Source organism: Xanthomonas graminis pv. graminis (genome assembly GCF_030168915.1).
Lineage (GTDB): Bacteria > Pseudomonadota > Gammaproteobacteria > Xanthomonadales > Xanthomonadaceae > Xanthomonas_A > Xanthomonas_A translucens.
In genome coordinates, this window is the sequence record NZ_CP076255.1 from 3462160 (window position 1) to 3474269 (window position 12110).

Here is a 12110-nt window from a genome sequence, read left to right on the forward strand (position 1 = left end):
GCACCTCGCGCAGCCCCTGTAGGAGCGACTTCAGTCGCGACGAACGCAGCGGCGAACCTTCCGGCTTCGGATAAAGTCGGGACTGAAGTTCCTCCCACACTGCACCCAGTGCGTTGACGGCAAGCTCCCATTGTCTCCAAACAACCCCGCCTCACTCACGCCGCAACACCCACCACCAATCCAGCGCCAGCATCAGCAGCAGCGATACCCCGACCAGCGGGAACAGCATTCCGCCGATCGCCAGCAGCGCGAGCACGCCGCGCAAGCTGCGCCGGTCTGCCGGCAGCGGCGGCACGCCCCATCCGCCGGCCGGACGGCGCTTCCACCACATCAGCGCGGCGCTGACGCACAACAGCACGATGCCCAGGCACGAGGCGATCAGCAGCACCTGGTTGAGCGTGCCGTACTGCTGCCCCAGGTGCACGTTGATGCCCCATTCCAGCGCCTTGGCCAACGGACCGTAATCGGCGTAGCGCATGTCCAGCAGCACCTTGCCGCTGTATTGGTCGAGATGGATCACCCGCTGCTGCGCCAGGTCCGGCGGATACACCGATGCGGTATAGACGCCGCGCGCCCCGCGCGGCAGCGCCACGCTGTAGCCGGCGGCGATGCCGCGCGCCTGGAACCGCGCCACCGCCGCATCCAGGCCGATCGCGCCCGCTGACGAGGACGGCGACGGCATCGCCGCCAGCGCCATGCCGCCATGTGCGGCATGCACGTCATCGCCAGTGTCCGCCCCAGCTGCCACGGAAGACCCGTCCGTCGCCGGCATCGGCATCGGCATCGGCATCGACGCAGCCTGCAGCAGCTGCGACTGCGGCAGGCGCGCCTGGCGCAGCGACCAGGCAGGCACCTCTTCGTCGCTCAGGCGCTGCGTGGACATCGGCACGTCCACGCGCAGTCCGGCCGGATAGCCGTAGTGATGGCCGTTGGCCAGGCGGTTCACCTGCGCGCCCCAGAACCACGACCACGGCATCCCGGTCAGCGCCAGGAACAGCAGCATCGCGCCGACCACGCTGCCGGTCAGCGCATGCGTATCGCGCCAGAACACGCGCTGTGGCGGCCGCCCGCGCACCTGGGTGACGCCGCCGCGGCGGCCGCGCGGCCACCACAGGTACGCGCCGGTCAGCACCAGCAGGATCGCCCAGCCGGCGGCCACTTCGATCAGCGCGTTGGCCCACGGCCCGACCAGCGCCAGGCTGTGCAGGCGCCGGATCGTCCACGCCACGGTGCCGTGCTCGGGCAAGCGGCCCAGCACGCGTGCCCGGTACGGATCCACGTACACCACCACGCGGCGGCCATCGCCGGTGCCCACGGTCACTTCCGCCGACGCATCGCGCCGCGGCGGCGTGGTGTAGCGCAGCGCCTGTCCCGGTTGCGCCGCCAGCGCCGCGTCGAGCAGGCGCTGCGGCGCGGCGGCCTGCGCCTGCGCCGGCACCGCGACCGTCTTCAGCGCGCGATGGAAGTAGCCGTCGATCGGTTGTTGATAGACGAAGGCGGCGCCGGTCAGCGCCAGCCAGGCCAGCAACGGCAGCACCAGCAGGCCGGCGTAGAAATGCCAGCGCCAGACGGCACGGTAGAAACGCGCCGGCGCCGCCACCGGCGGGTTCGGCATGACCATCACCAGCCCCAGCTGAGGCTGGCGTACAGCGCGCGCCCGTCGCCCGGCGAGTAGCCGGAGGAACCGCTGTCGTACCACGCGTAGACATAGTGGCGATCGGTGAGATTCTTCAGCTGCAGCGACAGCTCGCGCTGCGCGCGCCACGCCCAGGTCGCGCCGACATTGGCCAGTGCGTAGCCGCCGTAGCGGCCCAGCGTATTGGTGCGCTCCACGTAGTAGTCGCCCTGCGCATTGCCCCAGGCCGACAGCTTCAGTCGCGGCGTCGCCTGCCAGTCGATACCGGCATTGGCAAGGTAATGCGGCACGCTCTCGATCTCCTTGCCGCGCGTGGCCGGGGCGCTCGGATCGGGCGTGACGATCAGCGCGCGCTGCCGCGAATACGCCAGCCACAGCGTCCAGCGCTCGTCCGGACGCAGGTTCAGCTGCGCGTCCCAACCGCGGCGCAAGGTCTTGCCCACATTGCCGACCTCGCCAACGCCGACCCTGCCATCGACGCCGAAGATGGTCGCCACTTCGTCGGAGGCGCGTTGTTCCCAATAGGCGATGCGCGCGTCCAGGCGCTTGGCGTCGGCGAACTTCAATCCGGCTTCCCAGCCGTCGTTGTACGACGGGCCCACGTTGCCGGGCTGGCTGCGGTAGGCGCCGTTGCCGCTGCCGATCTGGAAGGTGCGGCCGATGTTGGCGTAGGCACTGGTCTGCGCGGTCAGCGCGAACACCGCACTGAGCTTGGGTTGCTTGATCGCGCCGTAGGCGTAGGCCGGATAACGCGCGTCACCGAGCCGGTCGCGAAAATCCCCATCGACCCAGTCCACACGATAGCCCGGCACCAGTTGCAGACGCTCGAACGGGCGGATCACCGCCTGCATGTAGGCGCCGTGCGTGTCCAGATCGAAATCCCAGTCGCGCAACGGCGCGGTGCGCACCCGCGCCACGGTGCGATAGCGTTGCGAGGTGTTGTCCTGCCATTGCGCATCGACCCCGCCTTCCAGCGCGAACGACGCCGCCCAGTCCACCTCGGGACGCCAGCTGGCCTTGGCCAGGAAACCGCGCTGGGTCTCGTCGGTATCGCGTTCCTGCTGCGCGCCGGCGGTGAAGCGCACCCAGCGCTGGTTCTGGTAGCGATTCCAATACAACTTGGCGCTGCCCTGCACGGCGTCGGCCAACTGCGCGTCCAGATGCAGGCTGACCTGGCCGGTCTGGCGCTCGCTGCGGTCGTCGCGCGCATAGTCCGGCGAACTGCGCGGCGCAAGTTGCGCGCTGGCGTAGTCCAGATAGCCCGCTTCCAGTGCTTCGTTGCGGTAGTAGCGCGCACTGAGCCCGGCGTGCCAGCGCTCATCGGGATCGGTGTAGAACCATTTGCCGGCGAAGGCGCGCTTGCGCGCGTCGGCATGATCGCGATAGCCGTCGCTGTCGCGCCAGGCGGCGAAATAGTTCTGGCTCCAGCCGCCGCGTTCGATGCCCTGGCTGGCCTGCACCTCGCGCGTGCCGAAGCTGCCGACGGTGACGCTGGCGCGGCCGTCGTTGCCGCCGCTGCGGGTCAGCACATCGACGCTGCCGGCGATGGCGTTCAAGCCGTAGCGCGGATCGTTGGTACCGCGCACGATCTCGATCGCGGCGATGTCCAGCGGGAATACCGCGTCCAGGTACGGCATGCTGCCGACGTTGTCGTTGCTGGGAATGCCGTCGATCAGCAGCTTGACCGCATTGACCCGGCCTTCGCCATTGAAACCGCGAAACGAGAAGCGGCCGGCATCGGTGCCCATCTTGAACTGGGTGACCTGCACGCCGGGCGCGCGCATCAGCAACTCCCAGCTGTAGTCCACGTGCTGATCCTGCAGCAGGTCGCCGCCGAGGATGTCCACGGAACTCAGCACGCTGCGCGCAGTGGGCAAGGACAGCGGATTGGCGGTGACCTGGACCTTGCCCAGGGTCAATGCGGAATCGGCGGCGGGCGGCTGCACGCCGCTGTCGGCAGCAACGGCCGGCGCGGTCACGCTGGCGGCGAAACACACACAGCCGCACGCTGCCATGCGCGGCAAGGAAAAGAAACGGATCATCAATGGCTCCATCAGCACGAAGACGTCCCGCGGCGACACCGCGGCACGCAACAAGAGGCGTTCGTGTTTCAGGAGAGCAAGGGAGGCCCACGTGCGGCGTGAGCGCGCCAACTGCGGGTGTCCACCACCGGCGGGCGCGGCGCGGCCAGCGGCGCGCGCGGGCGCAACCAAGGCACCACCAGCAACAGCCCCCCCAGCAAGGGCAGCAGGCGCGCGGCCAGCAGGCAGTAATCGCACGCCTGCGCGTGCGCCATGCCGCCGTCGTCATGGGCGCCGGCGTGGCCAGGCGACGACACCGCAGGCAACGCAAGGATCGCTTGCAGGCCGCGGCTGGTGCACAGCACGCCCGCCGTCGCAGCGCCCCAGTCGCCGGGCCGCCCCTGCTGCCAGCGGCTCAGCAGCGGCGCAACCAGCATCAGCACGATCGCCAGGACGGCGAGCGTGCGCCATGGTGATGTGGGCCGGCGACGGGTCATCGCGCCAGTCTAGAGCCTGTTGCCGCGCTCCGGATAGGCCCTGCGACACCTGGACGCATACGCGACCCGGCCGGATGTGTGACAGTGGGGGGGAGGACGACCGCACAACGCCGCCACGACGCGCTCCGGCGTCCCCATCCGATCGCCCGCATGCGGCGCGAAAGCCGCGGCGATAGTGACCGCACCCTCGGTTCCACGACAGTAAGCGCTTACAGCCAGGCCCGGCGTTCAAGCCCTCGCGCCCCGTGTCGATCCTGCACCGATGCCGCACCTACGCGTCGGCCATTCGAAAGACTTCATCCGTGGAGGACGAAGATGATTCCGAGCAAAAGCCATCCCAAGTGGGTTCCGCTGCTCCGCGGCGATACCAAGCTGCAGTTCAAGGTATTCGCCGGGAACATGATGCTGAGCCAGTGCGCGCGCAAGTTGAAAAACGATGCGTCGCCGCAGACCGTACAGGCCTGCGTCGACGAGGCGCACGCGTTCTTCAGCAAATACGAAAATCTCTACAAGGCCGAGCTGCAAGCCCACTTCTGAGGAGAAGCGACATGCTGATGACACGCGAACAAGCAGCACAAAAGATCCAATCCGGCGCCACGTTGTACCTGGCCGGCGATCAAGCGTTGCTCGACAGCCTGCCCAAGGGCAACTGGATCGGCGGCACCATCCCCTATTTCATGGACAAGCAAGGCGGCACCCACAGCCGCGAACTGATCTTCGTCAGCGAGCAGGACCATTGCGTCAGCGGCTCGAGCGTGCGCTGGTACGACGTGGACGCACTGCCATCCATCGCCAGCGACTCGCCCGATCACGGCTTCAGCGTGATCATCCTGCCGGCGACCAGCCAGGCACACGTGCGTTATGCGCAGGATTCGCCCGACTACCCCGGGCTGTTCATGAAGAACATCGTCGGCTGGGTGTCCGGCGTGGACCTGGCGGACCTGGGCAAGGTGGCGGCGCGCATCTACGACGGCACCAGCGGCAAGTCCTACAGCGAAGGCTGCGTGGCGCTGCACGCAACCTTGCCGAAGGACAAGATGGTCTCGGTCGGCATCGTCAACTGCTTCAAGCAGGGGGATGGCGATGTGCTTACCTTCGCGCAGGACGGCTTCGACATCGGCCAGGCCCTGGTCAACGGCGCGCCGCGCGACTTCGCCGAGTACCTCACCGCCAACCAGATCGACCTGCGGCTGCCGCTGGTCGCCGACTACAACGGCGAAAAGATCAACGCCAGCATCCAGTCGATCGACCAGGGCGCGCACAAGGTCACGCTGTACGCGCCGGTGTTCCGCGGCGTGGAATACCGCATCGCCGCGCCGGTGGCCAACTATGTCGAGGAATTCTCGCGGCAGTTGCCGCAGACGGTGCGCAGCCCCGAGTTCAGCTGCAACTGCATCCTCAACTTCCTGTACTCGGAGCTGGAGGGCAAGCGCACCGGCGAACTGATCGGACCGGTGACCTTCGGCGAAGTGGCCTACCAGTTGCTCAACCAGACCATGGTGTACCTGCAGATCGAGGACGTGCCGATCTGAGCGCCGCGCAACGCTCCACCCGGCGGGCGCAGCGATGCGCCCGTCGTCGTTTGCGGAGCGCAGCCACGCGCTGGCCTCATTGCGCAATTTCTGGAATCATCGAAACGATGCACACCGACCACACCGTGCAGCCTTGCGCGCGCTCGCCCGCGCGCACCGCCTGGCCGCCTGCCGTGCGCTATCGCACCGAGTCCCCCCGATGAGCGCCATCACGATCTACCACAACCCCGCCTGCGGCACCTCGCGCACGGTGCTGGGACTGATCCGCAACAGCGGCGCGGAACCGCGCGTGGTCGACTACCTGAAGACCCCGCCGGACCGCGCCACCCTGCAGGCGCTGACCGCGGCACTGGGCATCCCGCTGCGCGAGGCGATCCGGCAGCAGGGCACGCCCTACGCCGAACTGGGCCTGGACGACCCCGCGCTGAGCGACGACGCACTGCTCGACGCAATGCTGCAACACCCGATCCTGCTCAACCGGCCGATCGTGGTCACCGCGCTGGGCACGCGCCTGTGCCGACCGCCGGAAACGGTGCTGGAGATCCTGCCCGCGCCGCAGCGCGGCGCTTTCGCCAGGGAAGACGGCCAAGCGCTGATCGATGCGGACGGCCGCCCGGTCGGTTGAGCTGTCCGAACTGCCGAAGCCGGACCCGGCCGCAGTGGTGCGCCCGCAGCCGCCGACGCCGGGCGCCGCCCGCGCCACGCTTCCGCCGCACATCCTGCTGCGGTACGCCACGTTGCGCACACGTTTCAAGTTCACCCTGCTCACCCGCGAGCTGGCGCCACCCCTGCTCGACCGCTACAGCGAACGCCTGGCGGGCAGCGATGCCCCTGGCGACGGCGGCGGGCGCCGCACCGCCTGCAAGCGTTGCGTCAGCGTGAAGAAGGCGTCATTGAAATGTGCACCCGTTACCATAAACTGAGCCACTCACCATCGCCGAGCCGTTCGCATGTCTTCCGTCGCATCCGCTGCCGGCCCGATCTATTGCGCCGCCAAGCCCGGCAACGAAACGCTGCGTCTGGACGCACTGCATAGCTACGCGATCCTGGACACGCCGCGCGAGCCGGCGTTCGACGACATCACCCGCCTGGCGGCGATGATCTGCCAGACCCCGATCGCGGTGGTCAACCTGATCGACAGCGAACGGCAGTGGTTCAAGAGCGAGATCGGCCTGGGCACCCGGGAAACCCCACTGGCGACCTCGCTCTGCGCGCATGCGCTGCTCGAGGACGACCTGCTGCTGGTGCCGGATACGCGCGAAGATCCGCGCTTCGCCTGCAACCCGCTGGTCACCGGCGCCGAACGCCTGCATTTCTACGCCGGCGCCTTGCTGAAGACCTCCGACGGCCTGCCGTTGGGTACCGTATGCGTGCTCGACCGGCGCGCGCGGCAGCTGACCTACGAGCAGATCGAAGCGCTGCGCGCGCTGGCGCGGCAGGCGATGGCGCAGCTGGAACTGCGCAAGGCGCTGGCCCTGGCGCAGGAATCCAACCACTACCGCAGCCGCCTGCTGGCCATCGCCGGCCACGACCTGAAGGCCCCGCTGCGCACCGCCTCCTATGCCTTGGCCAAGGTCCAGCGCCAGCTCGATGCGGTCAGCGGCGTGCCGCTGGACGAGGCGCGCAAGGCGCTGAACCAGGTCGCCAGCGGCCTGGACGAGCTCGCCGCCAGCGCGGTCGCCGGCGGCGAGCACAGCCTGCCGGTGCTGCGCGACGTCGCCCTGGCCGACCTGCTCGGCCCGATCCTGGACACCTGGCGGCCACAGGCCGCGGCCAAGGGACTGCGGCTGCGCTACGTGCCGACCACGCTGCGCGTGCGCAGCCACGCCACGCTGCTGGCCACGTTGCTCGGCAACCTGCTCGGCAACGCGGTCAAGTACACCGAGCACGGCGCAGTGCTGATCGGTTGCCGACGCCGGCGCGACCAGGTGGTGGTGGAGATCATCGACAGCGGCATCGGCATGGACGGCGACAGCCTGCGCTACCTGTTCCAGGCGTTCCGCCAGGCCGACCCGCGCAGCGAAGGCCTCGGCCTGGGGTTGTGGATCGTGCGCCGCACCGCCGAAACGCTGGGCTGCAGCGTCGAAGTGCGCAGCCGCCCGGGCCAGGGCAGCCGCTTCTCGGTGACCCTGCCGCTGGCGAAGCCGCCGAACGCCTGAGCGCGGCGGCACCGCGTGCGCGCCGCAGCGCGCGCGGCAATGCGGGTTATTCCTTCAGCACCATGTCGATGCACAGCACCGCGGCCATGATCAGGATGCGCACGTCGTCCTCGGCCGGCAGCGCATTGTCGATCGCGAGCATGTAGTTGTCGGCGCTGGTGAACAGCTCCTTGCCCAGCCCGGCCCACTTCTTGGACACCCGCGCCAGTTCGCGCTCGCCCTGCACGAAACGGAAATCCCAGCTGGTCCACTTGCCGCGCAGCGTGCACACCAGCTTCTCGCGCGCATCGAGCACGTCGAAATTGCCGCCGATGGAGAAGAACTTCTGGCTGAAGGAACCGACCAGGCGATCGTGCTCGTCCAGCACCTCGACCTTGGACAGGAACAGCGAAAACCCGCGCTTGATCGTCAGCACCTTCTGCCCGTTCGGCGTGCGCACTTCCACCTGGAACGGGGTCATGCGCTTGTAGTCGCTGAAACGGAAAATCTTGGTGAAGATGCCCAGGTTCGGTTCGCGGCATTCCAGCACCTGCTGGTTGCTCTGCGGATCGAACACGTCGTAATTGTTGGCGGCCTTGAACATGCCGACCTGCTCCTTGACGAAGAACAGGTTCTGCTGGAGGACGGGGTGCATGGACATCCTTGTTTCGGCTAAAGATCGCCGCACCGTAGCGGCCGCGCGCGACGATGGCAATGGCGAACCGCAAAAGCGGCCGCTGCGCGCGGCGACGGGCGTGCCGCCTGCACTGCGCCGCCGGCGCTCGCCGCTGCGGATGTCGTCGGCGCAGGGCAGCCCCCGGCCAGGGCCGCCGCAGCCGCCGTAGCGCCGCGGTCAGCTGGTGATGGTCTGGGTCAGCTCTTCCCAGGTCGGCGGGGTCGGCCAGTCCGGTTCCTGGTTGCCTTCCATGACCCGGCGCAGGTCGCGAGTGTCGATCTGCGGCGCCAGCACGTGCACCAGTTCCAGCGCGTAATCGCGCAGCACGCGGTCGCGCGGCAGCACCGCCCAGGCGATGCATTCAGGAATCTCCGGCGGCGCCGGCCAGGCGCGCAGGTCGGTATCGCCGGCATGCACCGCCATTTCCGCGAGCAGGCCGACGCCGAGGCCGGCGCGCACGTAGGTCTTGATCAGGTCTGCGTCGAGCGCGGTCAGGGCGATGCTCGGCTCCAGCCCGAGCCGGGCGAAGGCGCGCTGCAGCGAAGAACCGGGCCGGGTCGAGGATTCGTAGCTGATCAGCGGCTGCACCGCCAGCGCGGCCATGTCCGGCACCCGCTTGGGCACGTCCAGCGCATGCCCGCGCGGCACCAGCACCAGCCGCCGCCAGCGGTACAGCGGCACCGCGATGCCGGCGCCCGGCTCGCTGCCGGCGGTGCTGACGATGGCGATATCGGCATCGCCCTGGCTGAGCAGGTCCAGCGCCGCGCTCTCGGCCGCCTGCTGCAGGTGCACGCTGACCTGCGGATACGCCTGCTTGATCTGCGCCACCGCCGGCGGCAGCACGAAGCGCGCCTGGGTGTGGGTGGTGGTCAGGGTCAGCTGGCCCTGGCTCTCGCGGCGCTGGTTGGCGGCGTAGGTGCGGATGTTGTTGGCTTCGGCCAGCACCGCGCGGGCGCGCTCGATCACTTCGCGGCCGGCCGGGGTCACCGTCTCCAGGCTGCGGCCCTTGCGCACGAACAGCAGGAAACCGAGTTCGTCCTCCAGCTGCTTGAGCTGCTTGGACAGCCCCGGCTGGGTGGCGTGCACGCGCGCCGCGGCCAGGGTGATGTTGAGATCGGCATCGGCGATGGCGACGAGGTAGCGGAGTTGGGTCAGCGTCATCTGAGCGAGGGCGAAGCGGCGCCTGGCGGAAGCAGCCACGACTCTAGTGGAAATGGGCCTCTCACCTTATAACCGAAAGCTATCTGGCAGCTGCATGAAGTCATTTCCGAAGGCTATAAGCCGGCGCTACGGTCACGCCTTCCTCCTGCTTCCTGTGTTGCGACCGCCGTGAGCCCTGCCCCGATTGCGTTGTATCCGGACCTGCGCGAGCGGCCCGTGCTGGTGGTCGGCGGCGGCGCAGCCGCTGAGCGCCAGGTGCAGGCGCTGCTCGCGGCCGGCGCCGCGCCGCGGCTGGGCGCGCCGACGCTGACCGCGGCGCTGCAGGCCTGGGCCGAAGCCGGCCGCGTACACTGGTTGCGCGGCCGCTTCGACCCCGCCTGGCTGGACGCGGTGTGCTACCTGATCGCCGCCAGCGACGAGCCGGCATTGAACCGGCTGGCGCTGCAGGCCGCCGCCGCGCAACGGGTGCTGGCGCAAGCCGCGCCCGGCACCGCCGATGCGCTCGCCGCGCCCACGGCGGCCGCCGGCGACAGCGCCGGCGCGCCCGCCACGACCGTACAGGCGCAAGCGCTGCGTCCCGGCACGGTGACCCTGGTCGGCGCCGGCCCCGGCGATCCCGGCCTGCTGACGCTCAACGCGCTGCAGGCGCTGCGCAATGCCGAGGTGGTCCTGCACGACCGCTTGGTCAGCGCTGCGATCCTGGAGCTGCTGCCAGCCAGCGTCGAGCGGATCGACGTCGGCAAATCGGCCAGCGGCCACAGCGTACGCCAGGAGCAGATCCACGCGCTGATGCTGGAGCACGCGCGGCGCGGCCGCCGCGTGGTGCGGCTGAAGGGCGGCGATCCGTTCGTGTTCGGCCGCGGCGGCGAGGAACTGGAATACCTGCGCGCGCACGGCGTGCCCTACGCGGTGGTGCCGGGCATCACCGCGGCGCTGGCCTGCGCGGCCTACGCCGGCATCCCGCTGACCCACCGCGCGCATGCGCAGTCGCTGCGCCTGGTCACCGCGCACTGCAAGGAATCGTTCGACACGCTGGACTGGGCCGCGCTGGCGCAGGAACGGCAGACCCTGGCGGTGTACATGGGCGTGGCCGGGCTGGATACGGTGCGCGAGCGCCTGCTGCGCGCCGGGTGTGCCACGCAGACCCCGTTCGCGCTGGTGGAGAACGGCTCGCGTCCACAGCAGCGGGTGGTGGTCGGCACCCTGGCCGACCTGCCCGACACCGCCCGCGCGCACCAGGTGGGTTCGCCGGCGCTGCTGATCCTGGGCGAGGTGGCCGCGCTGGCGACCGATCTGCACTGGTTCGGCGCCGCGCCGCTGCCCGCACCGCCCTCACCTTCCCCGAAGCCGGCCGTGCCTACCCTGGCCCACGCCGCCTGACCCGTATCCCGTTCCGGAGACCCCGCGCATGGCCATCTACGACAACATCCTCGACACCATCGGCCACACCCCGATCGTCAAGCTGCACCGGCTGCCGCCTGCGCACGTCAGCCTGTACGTCAAGGTCGAAGCGTTCAATCCCGGCGGCTCGGTCAAGGACCGGCTGGCGCTGGCGATCGTGCTCGACGCCGAGTCCAAGGGCCTGCTCAAGCCCGGCGACACCATCGTCGAAGCCACCTCCGGCAACACCGGCGTGGCCCTGGCGATGGTCGCCGCCGCGCGCGGCTACAAGTTCGTGGCGACGATGGTGGAGACCTTCTCGATCGAGCGCCGCAAGCTGATGCGCGCGTACGGCGCCAAGGTGATCCTGACCCCGGCCGCCGAGCGCGGCAGCGGCATGGTGCGCAAGGCCGAGGAACTGGCGCGGCAGCATGGCTGGTTCCTGGCCCGGCAGTTCGCCAACCCGGCCAACCCCGCCTACCACCGCAGCACCACCGCCGCGGAAATCCTGCGCGATTTCGCCGGCCGCCGGCTCGACCATTTCGTCAGCGGCTGGGGGACCGGCGGCACCCTCACCGGCGTCGGCGAAGTGCTGCGCGTGGCGCGTCCGGAGGTGCGCATCACCGCCACCGAGCCGGCTGGAGCGGCCTTGCTGCAGGGCCAGGAATGGAAGCCGCACAAGATTCAGGGCTGGACCCCGGACTTCGTGCCCGAGGTGCTCAACCGCGAGGTCTACGACGAGGTGCTGAGCGTGGAGGACACCGATGCGATCTCCGTCTCGCGCCGCCTCGCCGCCGAGGAAGGCATCTTCACCGGCATCTCCGGCGGCGCCACCGTGGCCACCGCGCTGCGCGTGGCCGAGACCGCAGCCCCCGGCGCGGTGATCCTGACGATGCTGCCCGACACCGGCGAACGCTACTTCTCCACCCCGCTGTTCGCCGACATCAACGAAGGCTCCGACGACGACTGGCTGGCCGGGCTGCCGTAACGCCGCCAGTCCGGCCGGCCTGCGCGCGCCGCGGATGCCGCGCAATCGTTTCGAACGCGACGCCAGGCTGCGGCCGGTTCG

Annotated in this window: 13 protein-coding genes; 8 read left to right on the forward strand and 5 right to left on the reverse strand. The window is 69.5% G+C overall.

The genetic code is table 11. The features are described from left to right. Positions 1–151: 151 nt before the first annotated feature. From KHF85_RS15015 to KHF85_RS15025, 3 genes are all read right to left on the reverse strand, one after another. Positions 152–1621, reverse strand: a complete 1470-nt coding sequence (locus tag KHF85_RS15015; RefSeq protein ID WP_284567273.1) for a PepSY-associated TM helix domain-containing protein — start codon at positions 1619–1621, stop codon at positions 152–154. Next, complete coding sequence (locus KHF85_RS15020) at positions 1621–3678, reverse strand: TonB-dependent receptor (protein WP_284567274.1); 2058 nt, start codon at positions 3676–3678, stop codon at positions 1621–1623. Before KHF85_RS15020 ends, KHF85_RS15015 begins: the two co-directional genes overlap by 1 nt. Before the next feature lie 68 nt (positions 3679–3746). Further along, positions 3747–4154 (reverse strand): DUF2946 family protein, encoded by a 408-nt coding sequence (locus tag KHF85_RS15025; protein WP_284567275.1) that lies wholly within the window; start codon positions 4152–4154, stop codon positions 3747–3749. Positions 4155–4469: 315 nt separating this feature from the next. Between KHF85_RS15025 and KHF85_RS15030 the strand changes: the two genes are divergently transcribed. The 5 genes from KHF85_RS15030 to KHF85_RS15050 all read left to right on the forward strand — a co-directional run bounded on the left by KHF85_RS15030 (position 4470) and on the right by KHF85_RS15050 (position 7845). Continuing rightward, positions 4470–4691 (forward strand): hypothetical protein, encoded by a 222-nt coding sequence (locus tag KHF85_RS15030; RefSeq protein WP_064538731.1) that lies wholly within the window; start codon positions 4470–4472, stop codon positions 4689–4691. A gap of 11 nt (positions 4692–4702) precedes the next feature. After that, the gene (locus tag KHF85_RS15035) at positions 4703–5686 is read left to right on the forward strand and encodes a DUF6976 family protein (RefSeq protein WP_284567276.1); all 984 of its coding nucleotides are present in this window, start codon (positions 4703–4705) and stop codon (positions 5684–5686) included. 199 nt (positions 5687–5885) lie between these two features. Further along, positions 5886–6311, forward strand: coding sequence for an arsenate reductase (glutaredoxin) (arsC, locus tag KHF85_RS15040; RefSeq protein ID WP_284567277.1), 426 nt, complete (start codon positions 5886–5888; stop codon positions 6309–6311). Then, complete coding sequence (locus KHF85_RS15045) at positions 6286–6609, forward strand: hypothetical protein (RefSeq protein WP_284567278.1); 324 nt, start codon at positions 6286–6288, stop codon at positions 6607–6609. The genes arsC and KHF85_RS15045 overlap by 26 nt, the downstream gene beginning before the upstream one ends. Positions 6610–6636: 27 nt before the next feature. Next, positions 6637–7845, forward strand: coding sequence for a sensor histidine kinase (locus KHF85_RS15050; RefSeq protein ID WP_284567279.1), 1209 nt, complete (start codon positions 6637–6639; stop codon positions 7843–7845). A 46-nt stretch (positions 7846–7891) separates the two neighbouring features. Here KHF85_RS15050 and KHF85_RS15055 read toward each other — a convergent pair whose 3' ends face one another. After that, the gene (locus KHF85_RS15055) at positions 7892–8479 is read right to left on the reverse strand and encodes a phospholipid scramblase-related protein (protein WP_284567280.1); all 588 of its coding nucleotides are present in this window, start codon (positions 8477–8479) and stop codon (positions 7892–7894) included. Between KHF85_RS15055 and KHF85_RS15060 the strand changes: the two genes are divergently transcribed. Next, entirely contained in the window at positions 8478–8669 is a 192-nt protein-coding gene (locus KHF85_RS15060) for a hypothetical protein (RefSeq protein WP_284567281.1), read from the forward strand. The genes KHF85_RS15055 and KHF85_RS15060 overlap by 2 nt on opposite strands. An 8-nt stretch (positions 8670–8677) precedes the next feature. Here KHF85_RS15060 and KHF85_RS15065 read toward each other — a convergent pair whose 3' ends face one another. Then, positions 8678–9661 (reverse strand): LysR family transcriptional regulator, encoded by a 984-nt coding sequence (locus KHF85_RS15065; protein ID WP_284567282.1) that lies wholly within the window; start codon positions 9659–9661, stop codon positions 8678–8680. A 168-nt stretch (positions 9662–9829) separates the two neighbouring features. Between KHF85_RS15065 and cobA the strand changes: the two genes are divergently transcribed. Together cobA and cysK are read left to right on the forward strand one after the other, a co-directional pair. Further along, the gene (gene cobA / locus KHF85_RS15070) at positions 9830–11041 is read left to right on the forward strand and encodes a uroporphyrinogen-III C-methyltransferase (protein ID WP_284567283.1); all 1212 of its coding nucleotides are present in this window, start codon (positions 9830–9832) and stop codon (positions 11039–11041) included. A gap of 28 nt (positions 11042–11069) precedes the next feature. Next, positions 11070–12029: a cysteine synthase A gene (gene cysK / locus KHF85_RS15075; RefSeq protein WP_284567284.1), complete on the forward strand. Its 960-nt coding sequence runs from the start codon at positions 11070–11072 to the stop codon at positions 12027–12029. The last annotated feature ends 81 nt before the right edge of the window (positions 12030–12110 follow it).

Excerpts from the sequence above, each read along its gene's own strand:
- KHF85_RS15015 (WP_284567273.1), bottom strand. The coding sequence starts at position 1,621 with ATGGTCATGCCGAACCCGCCGGTGGCGGCGCCGGCGCGTTTCTACCGT.
- KHF85_RS15020 (WP_284567274.1), bottom strand. The coding sequence starts at position 3,678 with ATGATCCGTTTCTTTTCCTTGCCGCGCATGGCAGCGTGCGGCTGTGTG.
- KHF85_RS15025 (WP_284567275.1), bottom strand. The coding sequence starts at position 4,154 with ATGACCCGTCGCCGGCCCACATCACCATGGCGCACGCTCGCCGTCCTG.
- KHF85_RS15030 (WP_064538731.1), top strand. The coding sequence starts at position 4,470 with ATGATTCCGAGCAAAAGCCATCCCAAGTGGGTTCCGCTGCTCCGCGGC.
- KHF85_RS15035 (WP_284567276.1), top strand. The coding sequence starts at position 4,703 with ATGCTGATGACACGCGAACAAGCAGCACAAAAGATCCAATCCGGCGCC.
- arsC (WP_284567277.1), top strand. The coding sequence starts at position 5,886 with ATGAGCGCCATCACGATCTACCACAACCCCGCCTGCGGCACCTCGCGC.
- KHF85_RS15045 (WP_284567278.1), top strand. The coding sequence starts at position 6,286 with ATGCGGACGGCCGCCCGGTCGGTTGAGCTGTCCGAACTGCCGAAGCCG.
- KHF85_RS15050 (WP_284567279.1), top strand. The coding sequence starts at position 6,637 with ATGTCTTCCGTCGCATCCGCTGCCGGCCCGATCTATTGCGCCGCCAAG.
- KHF85_RS15060 (WP_284567281.1), top strand. The coding sequence starts at position 8,478 with ATGGACATCCTTGTTTCGGCTAAAGATCGCCGCACCGTAGCGGCCGCG.
- KHF85_RS15055 (WP_284567280.1), bottom strand. The coding sequence starts at position 8,479 with ATGCACCCCGTCCTCCAGCAGAACCTGTTCTTCGTCAAGGAGCAGGTC.
- KHF85_RS15065 (WP_284567282.1), bottom strand. The coding sequence starts at position 9,661 with ATGACGCTGACCCAACTCCGCTACCTCGTCGCCATCGCCGATGCCGAT.
- cysK (WP_284567284.1), top strand. The coding sequence starts at position 11,070 with ATGGCCATCTACGACAACATCCTCGACACCATCGGCCACACCCCGATC.